The organism is Allobosea sp. (genome assembly GCF_030695125.1).
GTDB lineage: Bacteria > Pseudomonadota > Alphaproteobacteria > Rhizobiales > Beijerinckiaceae > Allobosea.
The window spans coordinates 1-18,745 of the sequence record NZ_JAUYTP010000038.1; the positions used below are offsets into that span (position 1 = coordinate 1).

The following is an 18,745-nucleotide window of genomic DNA, read 5'->3' on the forward strand; positions in this document are numbered from 1 at the left end:
AGCCTGCCGCTTGACCTTCGACGAACCGCAAAACATCATCCCCTCGACCCATGCGAATGACGCCAAGGGTGGCCGGCTTCAAATCGGAAGACCCGGCCGGCTTGAGATTGGAATGCATGGCCGGCTTCGTCGGTATCCGCAGAACAATGCCGTCTCGCGGCCATCGGCGCCGAAGCGCATGAGCCTGACGCGTCCCGTACGCACTTCGAAGAAACCGCGCGTTTCGTCGCCGGCCGCAAACAGCGTCTCGCCGGCGGCAAGGCGCCGGATGGCCGGATCGATCTCGTCGTGCAAGCCCATCGGCTAGCCCGCGCGGCCGGTGTTGGGCCAGGCCGGGTGCTCCCGGTCGATCACGAAGGCATGGCGATGCCGTCGGCCCGCTCCAGCCAGATGCGGGTGATCGGGCGCCAGTGCGAGATGCTCATGCTCGATCTCGTCGGCATCGCCCGCCGGCCAGAAGCGGAGCGCCAGCACGAGCGCCAGCGCGGCGATGGCTGCCATCACCGCGAACGTCGCGGGCAGGCCGAGCGTCGCGCCGAGCCAGCCGGCGGCCGGGTAAGTGACCAGCCAGCAGGCATGCGACAGCGCGAACTGGGCGGCGAAAAGAGCGGGCCGGTCTTCCGCATGGGCCGAGCGCCGCAGCAGGCGCCCCGATGGGGTCTGGGTCAGGCTGTAGGCGAAGCCGAGCGCAAACCAGAGCAACAACAGAATGGGAAAGCCCGGAACGAGGGTGCCGAGTAGAAGAAGCGCCGGCAAGGCGGCCCCGGCCGCGAGCATCAGTCTGCGATCGTCGAGCCGGTCGAGCAGGCTCGGCAGCGCGAAGGCAGCCGTCATCGAGCCGGCGCCGAACAGCGCCAGGGCGAGCGCGGTCGCCTGCTGCGTCATGCCATAGGTCGCCTGCACCAGGACGACGGTGTTGACGATGACCATGGAGCCTGCCGCCGAGACGGCAAGGCTCAGCGCCAGCAGCCCGCGCAGGCGCGGCGTCGCCAGGTAGATGCGCAGGCCCCGCGTCGTGCGCTCGTAGATGCCGCGCGGCTCTCCGGGCTTCGGGCTCGGCAGGGCTACCGACACGACGAGCGCAGCCGACGCAAGGAAGCCAATCACCGTGCCGGCGAAGAGGTTGTGGAAGCTGATCACGGTCAGCAGAAGCGCCGCCAGCGCCGGGCTCAGCAGGCTCTCCAAGTCATAGGCCAGCCGCGACAGCGACAGCGCCTGCGTATAGTCCTTCTCGTCCGGCAGGATGTCGGGGATCGTCGCTTGGAAGGTCGGCGTGAACGCGGCCGAGGCCGACTGCAGCACGAAGATCAGGACGTAAACCTGCCAAATCTCCGAGACGAAAGGCAGCAGCAGAGCTACCGCCGCGCGAACGAGATCGAGCCCGACCAGCATAGCTCGACGCGGCAGACGCTCCGCGAAGGCCGAGGCGATCGGCGCGACGCCGACATAGGCGATCATCTTGATGGCGAGCGCCGTGCCCAGCACGATGCCCGCGTTCGCGCCGGCGAGGTCATAGGCAAGCAGGCCGAGCGCCACGGTGGCGAGACCCGTGCCGATCAGGGCGATGACCTGCGCGAGGAAAAGGTGGCGATAGGTCCGGTTGCCGAGGATGGCCAGCATGGGCTTGGTCCTAAAGGTATCTCGCAATGGCCTTGAAGGCTTCGACGACCTCGCGCTGCTCGCGCGGCAGCGAGCTGGCGACCTCGTCGAGGCAGTGGTCGAGATGGTCCTGGATCAGCGTCTTCTTAGCCTGTCCGATCGCGCTCTCGACCGCCTGCAGCTGCTGGGCGATGTCAAGGCAGGGGCGCCCGGCTTCGATCATCTCGATGACCTTGCGCAGATGACCGTCGGCTCGCTTCAGCCGCTTTACGATGGCAGGGTGAGTTTCGTGAATGTGAGGCTCTGACATGACTTCCCGTATCCCCCCGGGTAGGATGCGTCAATGAAGACTGCGATTCGCCGATCCCGGGGGCTCGGTCCAACTCTCGCCAAGAATGAAGGCTCTACCACCTGCCCATGTCGCGACGCAGCCTCAGAGCCGGGTTCAGCCTCGTCATCGCCTTCGCGATGGCGCTCGGCGTGCTGCTCACGTCGGTTCACATGGCTGCGGGCCATAATGCCTTCGCAACCGCGCAGGCCGAAGCCGTCCGCCATGCCGAGCTCGCCGCGACGATCGCCGAGCACGGTCACTCGCATGACGAGGGCGAGCCGTCAGAGCAGATACCGGGCCATGCCCACGGCCATAACGCGGCCGATCACCTGCATGAAACCGCCGACACGCTCAGCGTCCTCGCGCTCGTAACGCCGGGCTTCGCGCGCACCAGCCTGACGCACGACCCGTTCATGGCCGATCCCGGCCATCCTAACGGGCTGGAGCGTCCCCCGAGAACCGTCGTCGCAGCATGAGTGCGGCCGTCTCGGCGGCCATCCATCACCGACGAACCATTGGAACTTCCATGCAACGACCTTCCATCGGAGGGCGGTGCGGGCTGCGTCTTGCAGCCTCGCACGCATCGCTGCCTCTTATCCTGCTCCTGGCGAGCTTAGCGCCCGCCATCGCCCACGGCGTCGCCGAAGGCGACAAGGGCTACATCCAGGAGATCAGCGGCATCAACCTGATGCCCTTCGTCTATCTGGGCGCCAAGCACATGATGACGGGCTACGACCACCTCCTCTTCCTCTTCGGGGTGGTCTTCTTCCTCTACCGGATGAAGCACGTCGCCATCTATGTCAGCCTGTTCGCGCTCGGGCACTCCACCACGATGCTGCTCGGCGTCTATCTCAACATCGGCATGAACGCCTATGTCATCGACGCCATCATCGGCCTCTCGGTGGTCTACAAGGCGCTCGACAACATGGGCGCCTACCAGCGCTGGTTCGGCGTTCAGCCGAACACCAAGGCCGCGACGCTGATCTTCGGCCTGTTCCATGGCTTCGGCCTCTCGACCAAGATCCTCGACTACAACGTCGCACCGGACGGCCTCGTGCCCAACCTGCTGGCGTTCAATGTCGGCGTCGAGATCGGCCAAATCCTGGCCCTGACCGCGATCCTGATCGCGATGGGCTTCTGGCGGCGCACGCCGAGCTTCCTGCGCCATGCCTATACCGCCAACACCATCATGATGACCGCCGGGTTCGTGCTGATCGGCTATCAGCTCACCGGCCTTTTCGTCTCCCCGATCTGAAAGGCACCCACACAATGTACAACTCCGACATCCCGACCCGCGCCGAACTGCCGACCTCAGCGCAGCTCCTGCGCTCGACGGCTATCGCTATCGTCGCGGCCGCCGGCATCCTCGTTACGATCGTCCTGCCGGCCGAGTACGCCATCGACCCGACCGGCATCGGCCGTATGCTGAAGCTGACCGAGATGGGCGAGATTAAGACCCAGCTCGCTGCGGAAGCCGAGGCAGACCGCCTGAAGGACAGTTCGACCACGCCGGCTCAGCCGGCCCCAGCGACGCCTTCACCGGACCAGCGCTCTAGCCTGCTGACCACGCTGGCGGGGCTGTTCGCCTCGACCGCGCAAGCCGGCGAGAGGATCGATCTCGCCCAGGCGGAGAAGACAGACGAGACGGTGATCACGCTGGAGCCGACCAAGGGCGTCGAATACAAGCTGACCATGGTCAAGGGCGCGCAGGTCACGTTCGACTGGAGCGTCAAGGACGGCGTCGTGAACTACGACATGCACGGCACGCCCGGACCGGGCGCGAAGGAGAAGAGCTACAAGACCGGCCGCGCGGTCGCGGGTGACACCGGCGTGCTGACGGCCGAGTTCGACGGCGGCCATGGCTGGTTCTGGCGCAACCGCGGGACGAAGCCCGTCATCATCATCCTGCGTACCAAAGGCGCCTATGCCGAGATCAAGCGCATGAGCTGAGCCTTGCCTCGTGCCGGTGAGGGCGAGCGATCGCCCTCACACAACCGGGTATGATCGCTCCGGACCGGCAGCCGCGAAAAAACCCATGGCGGGAGCCGTGGATGGCAGAGCCTCGGGAACGACCATCTTGATCTCTTTGGACAGCGCGATCCCGCGCAGGGACAGCGCTACCAGTTGATGAGCCGCAATCTCGTCCGAAACGGCCGACCTCATCACGACGGAAGCCCCGCGACCGGCGCGAACGGCGCGCTTGACAGCCTCCGTGCTCCCTAAGCCGCTGATCGTCATCAATCGATCCGCCAGCGGTCCAAGCTGCTGACGCAGCAGCCGGCCTGTCCCTGTCCCAGGCTCACCACCCAGCAAGGGCTCTGTGAGCAACTCCTCGACCGTGAGCGCGTCAAGCCCGCCCCAGCGATGACCGGGTGCAACGATGATCACGAGCGGTTCGCATGCCCATGTCCGGGCCGAGAAGCCCTTTCGCTCGTCCCACCATTCGAGCACAGCAAGATCGGCTTCGCCGCGCCCCATGCGGTCGATCGCATCGGGATTGGGGCCAATCCAGGTTTCGACCGTGATGCCGGTCGTGGTCTGAAAATCCGCAATCGATGGCTGCAGCATGTAGATGCCGACATTACTCGAGGAGACAATGCGCAAACGACGATCGCTCAACAGGGCAGGTGCGCGCTCGGCTGTCTCGACGAGCTCACGCGCGATGGGCAGGAAACGCTCCCCTTCCGCCGTTGGTCTGGCCTCTCGGGTCTGGCGATCGAGCAGGGGAACGGCCAGTTCTTCTTCCAACTGGCGGATGTGATCGATGATCGTCGATGGCGCGAGTTCGAGCAGACGCGCAGCCGATCTCACCCCACGAGTCTCGACGATGGTGAGAAAGGTTCGCGCATGGACAAGATTCAGCATCGATCAGACATCGTCCAAAGAGCGGATCAACTATGAGGGTGGTTGACCGCACCGTCAGGAGTGACCCCGGCCAGAGCTTGAAGGATGCTATGCGCGGCCGATAGCTCGATCTGGCGCCGCGCCAGGGTCACCGCCGAGCCAAGGTGCGGCGTCAGGATCGTGCGGGTCTGCTGCGCGATTAGTCGAGGATGGATCGCAAGAGGTCGGTCGGGCCTGGCCCAATCCTCGCATTCGAAGACATCTGCAGCGTAGCCGCCCAGTCGGCCGCTCTCGAGAGCATCGGCGACGGCTTGCTCGTCGACGAGCGACCCACGGGCCGGATTGACCAGAAGAGCGCCCGGTTTCATCTGGGCGATGGTGGCGGCGTCCATCAGAAAGAGAGTGCTTGGGGTCAGCGGAAGTCCCAGGATCACGATGTCGGCCTGCGCCAGCAGAGCCGGCAGCGCCACCATCTCGATGGGCTGGGATATCTCGCGCTCCTGCGCGTCGCAGGCGATCAGCCGACAGTTGAAGCCCGACAAGCATCGCGCGATGGCCTGCCCCACCTGGCCAAACCCGACGAGCCCAACGGTTGAGCCCGATAGCCCAGTGCCGTAGAGCTGCGGCCGCCATCCTGCGAAGCCGTCATGCCGGATTCGCTCGTCGCCGATCCGGATATGGCGTCCAAGCGCGATAGTGAGCCCGACCGCCAGCTCTGCCGTCGGCACGGTCAGCAGGTCGGGAACGATGGTGACCCAGACGCCGCGCTCGGTCGCCGCCTCGACGTCGATGTTGTCATAGCCCTTCAACGCGGCGCCGATGATTCGCAGATCGGGGCATCGATCGAGAAAAGCGCCGTCGATGCAATCAGTCATGAACGCCATGAGAGCGGACGCGCCTTGGCAGCGCTCGATGAGCGACTCGCGCGGCCAAGGCTCGACCGCTTCGTTGGACAGAACACGCGCCGCGCCATCGAACGTCGCGCGGGTTTCGTCGAAGGTCCGGCTGGTCAGGACAGCCAGAGGCAAGGCGGCCGGTGGAGCGCTTGTCATTTTAGAGACCTCCGGAGAGACGCCCCGATGCTGTCGACGGCGACGACGCAGGCGAGTATCGAGAGCAGGATCGCTGACACCTGATCATAGTTCAGCAGGCGCAAGGCCGCGATCAGCTCGAACCCGATCCCGCCGGCTCCGACGATGCCAAGCACGGCCGAGGCGCGGAAATGATACTCCCAGCGATAGATCGTCACGTCCGTGAGCTGCGGCAGGACCTGCGGCAGGACCGCATGCGCGATGACCTGCAGCGGCGTCGCGCCGGCTGCTCGCGCCGCTTCCAGAGGTTTGGGATCAACATGTTCGATCGCCTCAGCGTAGAACTTGCCGACCATCCCGACCGAGTGAAGCGCCAGGGCCAACACGCCGGGCAATGCGCCAAAGCCGACAGCGGCCACAAACAGCACGCCAAGGATGATCTCTGGCACGGAACGGAGGAACGCCAGCAGGGTTCGGACGGCAAAACAGACAACCGGGTGCGGGCTGGTGTTAGGGGCGGCCAACAGCGCTAGCGGCAGCGAGAAGACGACCGCGAGCGCCGTGCCCGCGATCGACATGGCAAGGGTGTCAAATAGCGGCCGCAGCCAGGACTGCCAGCGCCCGAAATCGGGCGGGATCATTTCGTCGGCAAGCTGGCTGATCGCCGGGCCGCTCTCGATGAAGCGCTGGAGGTCGAAAAATCCCGTCACACCCAACGCGATGACGCAGACGGCGATGATCGCAGCCAGAAGCCCCGCCCCGCGCAAAGCGGAGCGGCGCTCTTCGGCAAGAATAGTATCGAAGGACCCGGATGCGCTCATGCCATTCACCCGAGCTTGGCGATATCGAGAGTGAGGATCTTCGCCATGTCGCGCAAGACGTCGTAGTCCTTGTCGGTGGCTGGCGCGAGCCGCTCGACCCGGAACAGCTTGAGGATCTCGGGATCCTTGAGTTCGAGGAACGCCTTCTTGATCGCGTCCTTGAGTTCGGGCTTGAGGTAGCCCTGAATCGTCATCGGGTAGTTCGGGATCGGGTCCGACAGCGCGATCTGCCTGAGCTTGGTCGCATCGACCTTGTTGGTCTCGACCAGAACCCTGTAGATCGCCTCCGACAGGGCGCCGGCGGGAATCTGTCCGGCCGCGACGGCTCGCGCGACGGCGTCGTGGTTGCCAAGATGAACGACCTTGTAATCCTTGTCTCCGATAAGGCCGTTCTTGGCCAGATGCGCGCGCGGCGCAAGATGGCTCGACGTCGAGGCCTGATCGCCGAATGCGAACGGCTTGCCTTTCACGTCGGCCAGTTCCTTCACCGGGCCATCGACGTTGGCAATCAGAATGGAGTTGTAGTTCGGCTTGCCCTTCTCGACACCGACGGCGAACGGCTCGATCTCCGGCGCCTTCGACTTCGCCAGGACATATGAAAACGGACCAAAATAGCCGACCTCGATCCGCCCGAACCGCATCGCCTCGATCATCGACGAGTAGTCCGTCGTCACGATGATCTCGACCGGCTTGCCGAGCGTCTTTTCCAGGAAGATTTTGAGCGGCTGCGCGTTTTGAATGATCGCGGAGGCGTTCTCATCCGGCAGGAGCGCAATGCGCAGCTTGTCCGGGTTGGCCTTGTCTGCGGCGGCAGGGCCGACGAGGGCAAAAAGGCCCGCCGTGGCGGCCGAGGCGATGAATGTTCTGCGCTTCATGACGATGTCCTTATCGGTTGTGGCTGGTCGATTATTCGGCGGCGACAGCGAGTTCGGCCGGGTGCGTCTGGTAGATCTGATCGAGTGCGATGCCTCCGACTGCCTCCGGGCCGTCCTCGAACACGATCTGCCCCCGCGCCAGACCAAAGATCCGGTCGCCGAACTGGCGCGCCAGTTCAACTTGATGGAGGCTGACGATCGCGGTGATCCCGTCTTCCCGGCAGATCCGGTGCAGGTCCTCCAGCACCTTGACGGCGGTCGCGGGATCAAGGCTTGCGACCGGCTCGTCGGCGAGCACGATCTCGGGCCGCTGCGCCATCGCGCGCGCAATGCCGACGCGCTGCTGCTGGCCGCCCGAGAGCTCGTCGGCCCGATCCAGCGCCCGATCGGCCAGGCCGACCCGGTCAAGAGCCTCCAGCGCCATGATTCGATCAGCGCGGGGCAGCGGCGCGAGCGACCTCAGAAATCCGTGTGAAGCCAGGCGACCGGTCAGAACGTTCTCGAGCGCCGTCAGACGGCCGATCAGATGGTGCTGCTGGAAGATCATGCCCGTTCGGCGGCGGTGCGCCCGCAACGTCGCCCCGCTGGCGAAGATCGAGCCGTGCGCCTCGTTCCGGACATCGCCCCGCGTCGGCCGGACAAGGCCGTTCAGGCTGCGCAGAAGCGTCGATTTCCCGGCGCCCGACTTGCCGAGCAGCACAATGAACTGCCCGCGCGCGAATGTCACATTGGTCGCCTTCAGTGCCGCGACACCGTTCGGGTAGGTGACCGAAACGTCGACAACCGATAGCATCGCAACTCTCCTTCAACGGAAATTCGTTCATATAATCCGAACGAAAATCATCATCGTTCGGATTATTGCTAATGTGCAGGTGTGACGCCTGCGTGACACGAGGACGTTATGATAGACGTGATTTGTGCGGCGGCAGGGAGATGACCGCCTGGTCGTGACGGGCGTTGCTGCCGCCAAACGGCCGCCGACCCATGGGATCGTCGCAGCATCGGAGAGCCAGCCATGTCGAGCCCGCGCCAGCAGCATTGGGAAAATGTTTACAGCACCCGGCAGGCGGACGAGGTCAGCTGGTTCCAGGACGACCCGACGCTCTCGCTCGACCTGATCGCGCGTTCCGGGATCAGCGCCAATGCCCCCATCATCGACATCGGTGGCGGCGCCTCGGTGCTGATCGACAGGTTGCTGGATGCCGGCCACTCGGCCCTGACCGTGCTCGACATCTCCCACGTCGGCCTCACTGTCGCGCAGAAGCGGTTGGGAGACCACGCCGGCCGCGTGACATGGATCGCCCAGGACGTGACCGCCTGGCATCCCCCGCAGGACGCCTTTGCACTCTGGCACGACCGTGCGGTGTTTCATTTCCTCGTCGAGGCAGCCGACCGCGCCGCCTATGTCCGCGCCCTCGATCGCGGCCTCAGGCCTGGGGGCTTCGTCATCCTCGCGCCCTTCTCTCTGACCGGCCCGGAGCGATGCAGCGGACTTCTCGTGAGGCGCTATTCGGCGGCTATGCTCCAGGCAGAGCTCGGGGCGGACTATGCACTCGTCAACCAACAGCCGCAGACGCATCTGACGCCCGCCGGGAATCGTCAGGATTTCATCTGGTGCCTGTTTCGGAAGTCAGCTACGTGAGCGGCGGTGCGGTCATGATCAGAATGGTGCAAGGCCTGTCGAGCGAGCCCACGACACCATGACAGATCACCGCGACAGGCCTGCGCCCATACTGGCCAACAAGCACCACTCTGAAGCATCCGCCTTCCAGCCCGGAAACCTGCTGCGCGAAGCGCGCCGCCAGAAAGGTCTGGCCGTGCGCGAGGTGCCGGCGATCTGCGTGCTCGACCCCGACGGCGATCTCGTCCGACGCTTGCGCCGGAACGGACGCGCGACGGCTGACCGAGACTGGGCCTGCTATCACAGCGAGCTCGATCGCTTCGTCGAAGGCGACGTCGAATTCGGAATCGTCGGCTGCGTCGTCGGCGCCTCCTATGCCGTGCTGGTGGCGGAGCAGCTCTTCGCCGCCGGCTGCAGGCTCCTAATCAGCATGACCTCGTCCGGGCAACTGCAGCCGATACGGCCGCCGCCTTATTTTATCTTGATCGAACGGGCCCTGCGCGACGAGGGTACGAGCTACCACTACCTGCCGTCATCGGAATTCTCACAAGCCGACGCCGGCGTCCTCGCTAAGCTTGAGGGCGCCTTTGACGGACTGCGCGAGCCGGTGCTGAGCGGCGCGACCTGGACGACCGATGCGCCCTTTCGGGAGACGGAGCGCGCCATCGCCGCCATGACCGCACGCGGCCTGCTCGCCGTCGAGATGGAAGCCGCCGCGCTCTATGCCTTTGCGCAAGCCTGCGGCAAGCGAGTCGTCTGCTTCGCCCACGTCACCAACCAGATGGGCCAGGAAGGCGATTTCGAGAAGGGCGAAGCAGACGGCACCGTAGATGCGCTGGCCGTCATTATAGCGGCCGCGCGTCGTCTGGGATGACGCCTCTTTAAGCCACAGGCCCCCGCACCGCGAGGCTCACTTCGGCGCGCTCTGATCTGACGTCAGAGAGTCGTTTCGACCGTTCCGTCGGCGCGGACGAAGATGACGTCCTTACCCATCGCTTGACCTTCGGATTCTTCGCGCTGCTGACCTTCGCTGCGGTCACCGTGGCGGAGCGGGTCTGGCGGTCAGTCATCTCGCCCATCGTCCTAATAATCTGCCCAGCGATCATCCCCATCTCGCTGGTGCGGGTGGCGGCCGCGACGCCCATGCCTTCGTCATCGATGATTTGCACCGCAAGTGGCCCGAGCGCGTGGGCTGATTCCTAATGACCCTGTGAACCGGCTCGAACGCTCAACATTGAGATTTGGCGACATAGCCGTCGGTATCACCCCCCGTGTGAAGCGATGCCAATGGATTTATGTATAGGCTCAGCGATCTTGTGGCTGTTTAAGAGCCATAACGAAGTCCTAAGGCGTCGCCGTCGACGAAAGCTGCGTCGGAAACGCTTCTCTAAGACCGCCCTGCTAGAGCCTCCTTCAAGCAAACCCGAGGCAGCGCGGAATGAGCCAGAAGTCGGATCGGGTCGGAAATTTATTCGAGCCCTTGGCGGGCGCCGGCAGCGGTGCGGTCGCCAATCCACTGGCTGAACTCGAAGCCTCCGGCGCGATGTCGACGCTTGCCGTGGCCCGGGCGCGCTGCGACCAGTCCGGTTCCGACGCCCTGTCGACCTTGATCGGCTGGGTCGAGGGCTATCTGATGACGGCCCATCCCGATCTTGGCCGCACAGGCGCCGTTTGCCCCTTCACCCGCCAGGCGGCAAAGCTCGACACCGTCCGGCTCGGCATATGCGAGGCTGGGCCTGATGACGAGGACAAGGTATTTTCGCTGATCCGCACGAGTTTCCAGGCGCTGGAGGCGATCCCCGCAAAGCCGGCCATGGCGCATTTCCGCACGATCATCATCGGCTTTCCAGCCTGTGGCGGCGAGCGTGGCATCGCCATGCTGAGGCGCATCCAGGACCGCCACAAAGTCTATTCGCTGACACGCAACCGGATGATTGGGCTGATGCATGCTGGATCCGAGGCACGCGGCCTATGGAATCCCGATTTCAGGCCGTTGCGCGCGCCGATGCCTGTCCTCGCCATCCGTCACATGGTCGAGCAGGATGCGCTTTTCGCCGTCCGTCATCCGCTACTTCTGCTGCCCTATCTGGTGCGGTTCCCGTTCGCCGGTCTGAAGCGCATCGTCGCCCATTATAGCGGCCGTGGCTGAACCATGGCCTTGATCGCAGCAGCCAACATCTACCCGATCAAGGCATGGCCCGCGCCTGTCCCGGTGGACGATACCCTGCCGCGCGACGACGAGATCACGATCGCGATCGTGGACAGTCCGACCGCCTTCCTGGCGATGCAGGCCGAATGGGAAGCCCTGTTCGCGCGCGCTGGCCTGCCTCATCAGGTCTTCCAGAGCCATGCGGTTCTGCGGCACTGGATGCGGCACTACCTCGATTCGCGCACCAGTCTGAGCATCATCACCGGACGACGCCGGGGGCGTTTAGTCATGGCCTTGCCGTTGATCCGCCAGCGCCGTTTCGGCGTGGTCAGCCTGCGCTTCATGGGCGTTCCTGTGGCGCAGTTCGGCGATGTTCTCATCGAGCCTGCCGAGTGCGAGGGGTCTCTGATGCAGGCCGGCTGGGACTGCCTGCAAAGGCTCGATGCGGACGTCCTGGACCTACGCAAGCTACGCGCCGATTCGGCGCTCATGCGCTCGGGCCTCGTCGCCGGCGCGGTCCTGCGCGAGCGGCTCGAGGCCCCCTTTGCCGATCTCACCTTTCGGGTCGGGCCCGATGGACCAAGCAAGGCCTATGCATCCCGGGAGCGGTCCAACCATCGGCGCCGGTTGCGGCGGCTCTCGGAACGTGGAGCGATCGCCTTTGGGATGGTGGAGCCCGGGCCGGAGGCGGCGCGGCTGGCCGTCATGGCGGTGGCGATGAAGCGGGCTTCGCTTCTGCGCCATGGCATCGTGGCGCCGACGATCGCAGATCAGCGCTTCTCGGCGTTCTTCCACGATCTCGCCGGCGACGCAGCTGGCGGTTCGCCGCTGCACATAACGATGATCACCTGCGACGGCGCGCCGATTGGGCTCGACCTAGCCCTGGATTGCAAGGGCACCAGCTTCGGCCACGTCATCGCCACGCATCCCGAGCATGAGCGTGGGGGGGTCGGCGGAATTCTGGTGCATCACAGCTTCGCGTCCGCGAAACGTCGCGGTAACGCCATCTTTGACTTGCTAGCGCCGGCTGACGCGTACAAGCACGAGCATGCCGACGGCCTGACGGCTGTGAGCGACCTGGTCCTGGCTTTGTCCTGGAAAGGCCGGCTGGCAGCAAATTATGGACTACTGAACTGGAGGCCCTTCCTCAAACAGGCCTTCCGACGCCTACCGTCGCCGCTGACACGAAGACTGGCCGCTTGGTCGTATGGCGGAAAGAGCTAAGCGCTGCGCATAGTCTAACGCGACTATCGCGACCGTCATGCGCTCGCGGTTGAGATCGGCGACCAACACGCCTGATCCCTGTTCCTACTGGATCGCGATGATTTGCTCCTCCGAGAAAAGGCTGCGCTTCACCTTCTGCTCCCCTCAATGAGCCAGAGCGAAGTTCAGCCCGGATCAAGCCCGAGGGGCAACGTCATGCAAGCTCGCTGAATTCCGCCTCGTTGTCGTTCTACCGCGGTTCTTCGGCTTCGACATTGAGGTGCTCCATGAGAATTCCTCCACCAATCCTTCTGCTGCTCGCCGCTTGTCTGGCCGCGGCCCCGCTGCCGGGCGGCACCGACGCGGCGTCGCAGGAGACGGGGTCGCCGGTTCAAGCGCAGGGACGGCCTGCCGCGCAGGAATCACGGCCGCAGGGGCAACCGGACGCGCGTTCAACCGTCCAGAACCAGCTTCTGCCGCAGCCCTCCGTCACCCGGCACGAGATCGTGCTGCCCGGCCGCACGCTGCGATATACGGCGACCGCCGGCTCGCTGCCGGTGCGCGACCAGGATGGGCGAACGCTCGCAGAGATCGCCTACATTGCCTATGTGCTGGATCACGAGAATGGCTCAGCCTCGCCGCGGCGTCCCGTCAGCTTCGCCTTCAATGGCGGTCCGGGCGCGGCGTCGGCCTACCTTAACCTCGGCCTGATGGGGCCCAGACGCCTGCCGTTCGGACGGCAAGGAGACGGGCCGTCCATGCCGCCGGTTCCGATCGACAATGCCGAGACCTGGCTCGATTTTACCGACCTCGTCTTCATCGATCCCGTGGGGACCGGCTACAGCCGCTTCGCCTCCACAGGCGACGATGCGCGAAGGCTGCTGTGGTCGGTAGAGGGCGACTACCGGTCGCTGTCGCGGTTCATCGGCAATTGGCTTCGGCTGAACGACCGCCTCGCCTCGCCGAAATACCTCGTCGGCGAGAGCTATGGTGGCTTCCGGGCCCCCAAGGTCGCAGGCGAGTTGCAAAGCGCCGACGGCGTCGGCGTCTCCGGTATCGTGATGATCTCGCCGGTGCTCGATTTCACTTTTCAACGCGACGCACGCGGCTCGCCGCTGAGCTTTGTGGTCTCGCTGCCCGGCATTGCGGCCGTCCGGCTAGAGCGCGATGGCAAGCTATCACGCCAAGCGCTTGCTGCAGTCGAAGCCTACGCCTCGGGCGCCTACCTTGCCGATCTGCTGAAAGGCCCCCGCGATCGGCAGGCGGTGGAGCGGATGTCCGACCAGGTCGCGGCGCTGACTGGACTCGATCGCGGACTGGTCCTGCGGATGGGCGGCAAGGTCGATGCCGGCACCTTCCTGCGCGAACTCGATCGCCCAAGCGGACGGGTCGGCAGCCCTTACGATGGCGCAGTAACCGCCTTCGACCCCAATCCGGACGCAAGCCGTAGCCGAGCCCCCGACGCCGTGCTCGACGCCATCACCGCGCCGCTGACGAGCGCCATGCTGAGCCATTACGCTAGGGACCTGAAATGGCGCCCCGAGGGCCGCTATATATTGTTGAACGAAGAGACGAGCCGCCGCTGGAGCTACGGCCAGGGCCGGGGCGATCGGGAATCCATGAGCGAACTGCGCGGCGCGCTGGCGCTCGACCCAAATCTGAAGGTTCTCGTCGTTCACGGCCTGACCGATCTCGTCACGCCGTATTTCGAGACGAAGCTCCTGCTGGACCAGTTGCCGGCGTTCGGCGATCCAGCCCGGGTCAAGCTCGAGCTGCTGCCTGGTGGGCACATGTTCTATTCTCGTAACGAGTCGCGGATCGTATTCCGCGAATCCGTCCGCCAGATGATGGACACGGGGACCTAATGACCGGCCGGCCGGTGCCGTGCAGCTCTCGCGGCAACCTTCACGTGGTCGGACGTCGTTTTTATTACGAATTGTTACCGTGCGGAACGTCGAAGTTGGCGGTGCGTCTCTTGTATTGCGCACCAGAAAAAATCTGGAGCGTCGGGAGACGGTTCAAGACACGGCCATACCCATCCGCATTCGTATCCGCTTGTCCCGATCCATTCGCAGATCGCGTGAGCGAATTGCCCGTGTTGGAGGTGTGGGCTTGTGCCTGAAGCCCGCGCTGAACGCTGCCATGAGGTGGCAGCGTAGGAGACGCGTCCGACACCCCGGTCGCATCCCCAGACTGATTTCTCAGTCAAATGAAGGAACCACGACCATGAACCGCCTGACATTGATCTCGCTCTCTTCGGCTCTCGCCATTACCGCGGCTGTTGCCCAGCAGCCTGCCGCCAAGCCGGCCATGGACCCCGGCATGCACATGAAGATGATGCAGCCGGCCGCCTCTGATTCCGCCTCCACCAAGGGCTACAAGGAATCGATGATGGGCATGATGCAAGCGATGCCGATGACGTTTACCGGCGACGCCGACATCGACTTCATGACACAAATGAAGGGTCATCATCAGGGCGCGATCACCATGGCGAAGGTGGAACTCACCCACGGCAAGGATCCCGAAGCCAAGAAGCTCGCCACTGAGATTGTTGCGGCTCAGGAAAAGGAAATCGCGATGATCGACAAATGGTTGAAGTCTAAGGGCAAGTGACCCAGACCAAGTTCGCGGTCGACGCAATAATCCTGCTCTGATGCCGGCCGGACGCCTCACCCGAGGCATCCGGCCGGTCGTGCGCTGCAGGCACCGGTCTGTTTCGTCCTCGGTCGTATCCTCGGCCAGAAAAGACTCAACGCCATGCCAAGCTGGCTCTCCTGGCTGCGGCACTACCTCGCAACAAGTGCGATCGGCCATCTCTTATGGGAAATCGCGCAGCTTCCACTCTATACGATCTGGTCCACCGGAACCGTGCGCGAGCAGTTGATCGCGATCGTCCACTGCACCGCGGGTGATGTCGTCATCGCCACGTTGGCCATGGTCCTAGCGCTCGTTCTAGTTGCTGACTCGGACTGGCCGGCAAACCGCTTCTGGCCGACTGCTGCGGCGGCGCTGATGGGCGGCTTCGCCTATACCGGCTTCAGCGAATGGCTCAACACCGTGCTTCGGACCTCATGGTCTTATTCCGAATGGATGCCTGTCCTCCACCTATTCGGCTTTCGGTTGGGCATCTCACCCATGCTGCAATGGGTCATCGTGCCTGCGTTGGCGATGTGGCTCGCGATGCGCCCCGGCTCGAGCAGCCGCTTTACATCACTTGATCCCAGATCACGCGCCGCCTGACGATCCAAGGTGCGTGAGACCGTCTTCGAAAAGGGCCCGAACTTCCGGCCGCCCAACCGGACAACCGAATTGAGGCTCGCCATGAATGCCGACCACGTTGCTGCCACGGAGCCGAACACCGCATCTTCGTCGGGGCCTGCGCCAAGCGCGTTGGCGACAAGCCAAGGCCACGGCACCTCACGCCCGCAGCCGGTACCTGATGAGAAGGACCCAGTCTGCGGCATGACGGTCGATTCCGCGACGACGGCTCATCATGCCGAGTTCGAGGGCAAGCCATATCACTTCTGCTCTTCGGGCTGCCGGACGAAATTCGTCGCGGAACCCCTGAAATACCTCGCGACAGCACCAGCCAAGACGACAGCGGCTTCGGAGGGAGAGATCTATACCTGTCCGATGCATCCCCAGATCCGGCAGGTGGGCCCCGGTCAATGCCCGATCTGCGGCATGGCGCTCGAGCCGGTCGACGTCAGCGCCGAAGCCAAGCCCAACGCCGAGCTCATCGATATGACACGCCGGTTCTGGATCGGGCTGGTTCTGGCGGCACCCGTCTTCGCAATCGAGATGGGAGGTCACCTTACCGGGCTTGATCACCTGATACCCCGCAACCTGTCCAACTGGATCCAGTTTGCTCTGGCGACGCCTGTCGTACTCTGGGCCGGGTGGCCGTTCTTCGAGCGCGGCTGGCAGTCGATCCTGACCCGCAACCTCAACATGTTCACGTTGATTGCCATGGGCACGGGCGTGGCTTGGATCTACAGCGTGGTTGCAACGCTCGCACCCGGCATTTTCCCGCAGGCGTTCCGCAGCCAGGACGGCTCGGTCGCGGTCTATTTCGAGGCCGCTGCCGTGATTACCGTCCTCGTCCTCCTCGGACAGGTCTTGGAACTGCGTGCACGCGAAAGCACCAGTGGCGCTATCCGGGCGCTGCTCGATCTAGCGCCTAAGACAGCTCGCCGCATCTTGGACGATGGCCGCGAGGAGGAAGTCACGCTCGATGCTGTCGCAGTCGGGCACCGCCTGCGTGTCCGGCCCGGCGAGAAAGTCCCGGTCGATGGGGACGTCATGGAAGGACGAAGCTCCATCGATGAATCGATGGTCACCGGCGAGTCGATGCCGACTACGAAAACAGTCGGCGATCACGTCATCGGCGGCACAATGAACCAGTCGGGCAGTCTGATCATCGAGGCCAAGCGTGTCGGTCATGACAGCATGCTCGCGCAGATCGTCCAGCTCGTCGCCAAGGCGCAGCGGAGCCGCGCACCAATCCAGCGACTCGCCGATCAGGTCGCGGGCTACTTCGTACCCGTCGTCATCGCGATGGCATTACTCGCCTTTGGAGCCTGGGCGATCTGGGGGCCCGAGCCACGCTTGGCCTTCGGGCTCGTGGCGGCCGTCTCGGTCCTCATCATCGCCTGCCCCTGTGCACTGGGGCTGGCAACGCCGATGTCGATCATGGTCGGCGTGGGGCGCGGCGCCGAGGTCGGCGTCCTGATCAAGAACGCCGAAGCACTGGAGCGCATGGAGAAGGTCGATACGCTCGTGGTCGACAAGACGGGCACGCTCACCGAGGGCAAACCGGCGGTTACCGCGATCGTCTCCTCCGAGAGCTTTGAAGAGACCGAGATCCTCAGGCTGGCTGCCAGCGTCGAGAAGGCCAGCGAACATCCTCTGGCGGTCGCCATCGTGGCGGCTGCCGTCACCCGAAACATCAAGACGTCGGTGGTAGCGGACTTCGACTCTCCGACTGGTAAAGGTGCGCTTGGCACGGTCGACGGCCGCAAAGTGGTCATCGGCAACGCGGCGTTCATGGCCGAGCACGGCGTCGATGTCGCGCCCCTCGCGGCAGCCGCCGACGACCTGCGGCGCGAAGGTGCGACCGCCATCTTCATCGGCATCGACGGACAAGTCGCAGGCACGATCGCCATCGCCGATCCGGTCAAGGAATCGACCCCCTCGGCCTTGGCGGCACTAAAGGAAGAAGGCATCCGGGTCGTCATGCTGACCGGTGACAACAGGACCACGGCGGAAGCCGTGGCGCGGCGGCTCGGCATCACCGAGATCGAAGCGGATGTCTTGCCGGAGCAGAAGAGCGCCGTCGTGGAGAAATTCAAGCGCGAGGGACGGGTCGTCGCGATGGCCGGCGATGGCGTCAACGACGCGCCTGCGCTGGCGGCAGCCGATGTCGGGATCGCCATGGGATCGGGCACCGACGTGGCCATCGAGAGTGCGGGCCTAACGCTGCTGAAGGGCGACCTGAACGGGATCGTGCGGGCCAGGCATCTGTCGCAGGCGACGATGAGCAATATCCGCCAGAACCTGTTCTTCGCATTCGTCTACAACGCCGCGGGTATCCCGATCGCCGCTGGCGTTCTCTATCCGATCTTCGGCGTCCTGCTCTCGCCGATCATCGCCGCAGCGGCCATGGCACTCTCGTCCGTCAGCGTCATCGCCAACGCGATCAGGCTGCGGACAATTCGCCTGTAGACCTGCCTTGGCGCATCCCGCTCCGCGTGGCCAGTCCCTCCGTCGGGTTACTGGCCACGCCCGTTAGCACGAGCATGGCCAGAATATTGATCTTTCCTGCCGCTTTGCCCTTGGCGCTCGGTCAGGCAGCGACGGGAGACGCGCTGGGCGTATAACCTGCCGCGGTCACGATCGCTCTGAGCGCAGCGAAGTCTGCGGGGCCTGTCACGCTCACAAGCTTAGAGGCGGGATCCGCGTTGACTGTGGTGCCGGGCACGGTCGTCTCGATCGCCTTCTTGATCGTGTCGGCGCAGTGCCCGCAGGTCATGTCGTCGACCCGAAAATGTAATCCGGACTGCGACGGGGTTGGGACGGTCTGAGAAGTTGCGTTCGAAGGTTTCTGGCAAGAGCACATGGCTGAAGCTTCCTGTTGGTGTGCGGGTCAAAGGGAGGCTGCAGCTTTCCACAGTGGTAAGGTCAAGTGGCATCTTGACCTCTTTCCGGAGCCCCAAAAATCTTGAGCCGATGTCGCCGATAGCGCTTGACCTTACAATGGTGGGAAGCTCCA

The 18,745-nt window shown here is 64.3% G+C and carries 20 protein-coding genes; 11 read left to right on the plus strand and 9 right to left on the minus strand.

What is annotated here, in order from left to right:
* Positions 1 to 78 precede the first annotated feature (78 nt).
* From Q8S38_RS24995 to Q8S38_RS15560, 3 genes are read right to left on the minus strand one after another with little or no spacing between them, the layout of a single operon-like run.
* Positions 79 to 300, minus strand: coding sequence for a cyclic nucleotide-binding domain-containing protein (locus tag Q8S38_RS24995; protein WP_371125891.1), 222 nt, complete (start codon positions 298 to 300; stop codon positions 79 to 81).
* A 3-nt stretch (positions 301 to 303) separates the two neighbouring features.
* Positions 304 to 1,620 carry an MFS transporter gene (locus tag Q8S38_RS15555; RefSeq protein WP_305681339.1) on the minus strand — a complete coding sequence of 439 codons (1,317 nt, stop codon included), beginning with the start codon at positions 1,618 to 1,620 and terminating at the stop codon, positions 304 to 306.
* Positions 1,621 to 1,630: 10 nt separating this feature from the next.
* Positions 1,631 to 1,909 carry a metal-sensing transcriptional repressor gene (locus Q8S38_RS15560; RefSeq protein WP_305681340.1) on the minus strand — a complete coding sequence of 93 codons (279 nt, stop codon included), beginning with the start codon at positions 1,907 to 1,909 and terminating at the stop codon, positions 1,631 to 1,633.
* Positions 1,910 to 2,016: 107 nt separating this feature from the next.
* On the opposite strand from Q8S38_RS15560, the gene Q8S38_RS15565 reads away from it, so the two are divergent.
* Genes Q8S38_RS15565 through Q8S38_RS15575 form a run of 3 tightly spaced genes read left to right on the plus strand, consistent with a single transcriptional unit; the run spans position 2,017 to position 3,880 of the window.
* Positions 2,017 to 2,406, plus strand: a complete 390-nt coding sequence (locus tag Q8S38_RS15565; RefSeq protein ID WP_054211461.1) for a hypothetical protein — start codon at positions 2,017 to 2,019, stop codon at positions 2,404 to 2,406.
* A gap of 50 nt (positions 2,407 to 2,456) precedes the next feature.
* Positions 2,457 to 3,185, plus strand: a complete 729-nt coding sequence (locus tag Q8S38_RS15570) for a HupE/UreJ family protein (protein WP_054211462.1) — start codon at positions 2,457 to 2,459, stop codon at positions 3,183 to 3,185.
* Positions 3,186 to 3,199: 14 nt separating this feature from the next.
* Positions 3,200 to 3,880: a hypothetical protein gene (locus Q8S38_RS15575; RefSeq protein ID WP_054211463.1), complete on the plus strand. Its 681-nt coding sequence runs from the start codon at positions 3,200 to 3,202 to the stop codon at positions 3,878 to 3,880.
* A 36-nt stretch (positions 3,881 to 3,916) separates the two neighbouring features.
* On the opposite strand, the gene Q8S38_RS15580 is transcribed toward Q8S38_RS15575, so the two are convergent.
* From Q8S38_RS15580 to phnC, 5 genes are read right to left on the minus strand one after another with little or no spacing between them, the layout of a single operon-like run.
* Positions 3,917 to 4,795 carry a LysR family transcriptional regulator gene (locus tag Q8S38_RS15580; protein WP_305681341.1) on the minus strand — a complete coding sequence of 293 codons (879 nt, stop codon included), beginning with the start codon at positions 4,793 to 4,795 and terminating at the stop codon, positions 3,917 to 3,919.
* A gap of 26 nt (positions 4,796 to 4,821) precedes the next feature.
* The gene (locus tag Q8S38_RS15585) at positions 4,822 to 5,826 is read right to left on the minus strand and encodes a phosphonate dehydrogenase (protein ID WP_054211465.1); all 1,005 of its coding nucleotides are present in this window, start codon (positions 5,824 to 5,826) and stop codon (positions 4,822 to 4,824) included.
* Positions 5,823 to 6,626, minus strand: a complete 804-nt coding sequence (gene phnE / locus Q8S38_RS15590) for a phosphonate ABC transporter, permease protein PhnE (RefSeq protein ID WP_054211466.1) — start codon at positions 6,624 to 6,626, stop codon at positions 5,823 to 5,825. Before phnE ends, Q8S38_RS15585 begins: the two co-directional genes overlap by 4 nt.
* A gap of 5 nt (positions 6,627 to 6,631) precedes the next feature.
* Positions 6,632 to 7,501 (minus strand): phosphate/phosphite/phosphonate ABC transporter substrate-binding protein, encoded by an 870-nt coding sequence (gene phnD, locus Q8S38_RS15595; RefSeq protein ID WP_305681342.1) that lies wholly within the window; start codon positions 7,499 to 7,501, stop codon positions 6,632 to 6,634.
* A gap of 31 nt (positions 7,502 to 7,532) precedes the next feature.
* Positions 7,533 to 8,294: a phosphonate ABC transporter ATP-binding protein gene (gene phnC / locus Q8S38_RS15600; RefSeq protein WP_305681343.1), complete on the minus strand. Its 762-nt coding sequence runs from the start codon at positions 8,292 to 8,294 to the stop codon at positions 7,533 to 7,535.
* Between the two features lie 222 nt (positions 8,295 to 8,516).
* Between phnC and Q8S38_RS15605 the strand changes: the two genes are divergently transcribed.
* The 8 genes from Q8S38_RS15605 to Q8S38_RS15640 all read left to right on the plus strand — a co-directional run bounded on the left by Q8S38_RS15605 (position 8,517) and on the right by Q8S38_RS15640 (position 18,198).
* Positions 8,517 to 9,143 carry a class I SAM-dependent methyltransferase gene (locus Q8S38_RS15605; protein WP_305681344.1) on the plus strand — a complete coding sequence of 209 codons (627 nt, stop codon included), beginning with the start codon at positions 8,517 to 8,519 and terminating at the stop codon, positions 9,141 to 9,143.
* 58 nt (positions 9,144 to 9,201) lie between these two features.
* Complete coding sequence (locus Q8S38_RS15610; protein WP_305681345.1) at positions 9,202 to 9,996, plus strand: nucleoside phosphorylase; 795 nt, start codon at positions 9,202 to 9,204, stop codon at positions 9,994 to 9,996.
* A gap of 669 nt (positions 9,997 to 10,665) precedes the next feature.
* On the plus strand, positions 10,666 to 11,271 hold the full coding sequence (locus tag Q8S38_RS15615) for a DUF6875 domain-containing protein (protein WP_371125892.1): 606 nt from the start codon (positions 10,666 to 10,668) through the stop codon (positions 11,269 to 11,271).
* 3 nt (positions 11,272 to 11,274) lie between these two features.
* On the plus strand, positions 11,275 to 12,495 hold the full coding sequence (locus tag Q8S38_RS15620) for a GNAT family N-acetyltransferase (protein ID WP_291820722.1): 1,221 nt from the start codon (positions 11,275 to 11,277) through the stop codon (positions 12,493 to 12,495).
* A 266-nt stretch (positions 12,496 to 12,761) separates the two neighbouring features.
* Positions 12,762 to 14,339, plus strand: coding sequence for a S10 family peptidase (locus Q8S38_RS15625; RefSeq protein ID WP_291820718.1), 1,578 nt, complete (start codon positions 12,762 to 12,764; stop codon positions 14,337 to 14,339).
* A 361-nt stretch (positions 14,340 to 14,700) separates the two neighbouring features.
* Positions 14,701 to 15,087, plus strand: coding sequence for a CopM family metallochaperone (copM, locus tag Q8S38_RS15630; protein WP_291820716.1), 387 nt, complete (start codon positions 14,701 to 14,703; stop codon positions 15,085 to 15,087).
* 144 nt (positions 15,088 to 15,231) lie between these two features.
* The gene (locus tag Q8S38_RS15635; RefSeq protein WP_291820714.1) at positions 15,232 to 15,714 is read left to right on the plus strand and encodes a hypothetical protein; all 483 of its coding nucleotides are present in this window, start codon (positions 15,232 to 15,234) and stop codon (positions 15,712 to 15,714) included.
* A 222-nt stretch (positions 15,715 to 15,936) separates the two neighbouring features.
* Complete coding sequence (locus Q8S38_RS15640; RefSeq protein ID WP_371125893.1) at positions 15,937 to 18,198, plus strand: heavy metal translocating P-type ATPase; 2,262 nt, start codon at positions 15,937 to 15,939, stop codon at positions 18,196 to 18,198.
* A 121-nt stretch (positions 18,199 to 18,319) separates the two neighbouring features.
* Here Q8S38_RS15640 and Q8S38_RS15645 read toward each other — a convergent pair whose 3' ends face one another.
* Positions 18,320 to 18,592 carry a heavy-metal-associated domain-containing protein gene (locus tag Q8S38_RS15645; protein WP_291820711.1) on the minus strand — a complete coding sequence of 91 codons (273 nt, stop codon included), beginning with the start codon at positions 18,590 to 18,592 and terminating at the stop codon, positions 18,320 to 18,322.
* Positions 18,593 to 18,745: the final 153 nt, after the last annotated feature.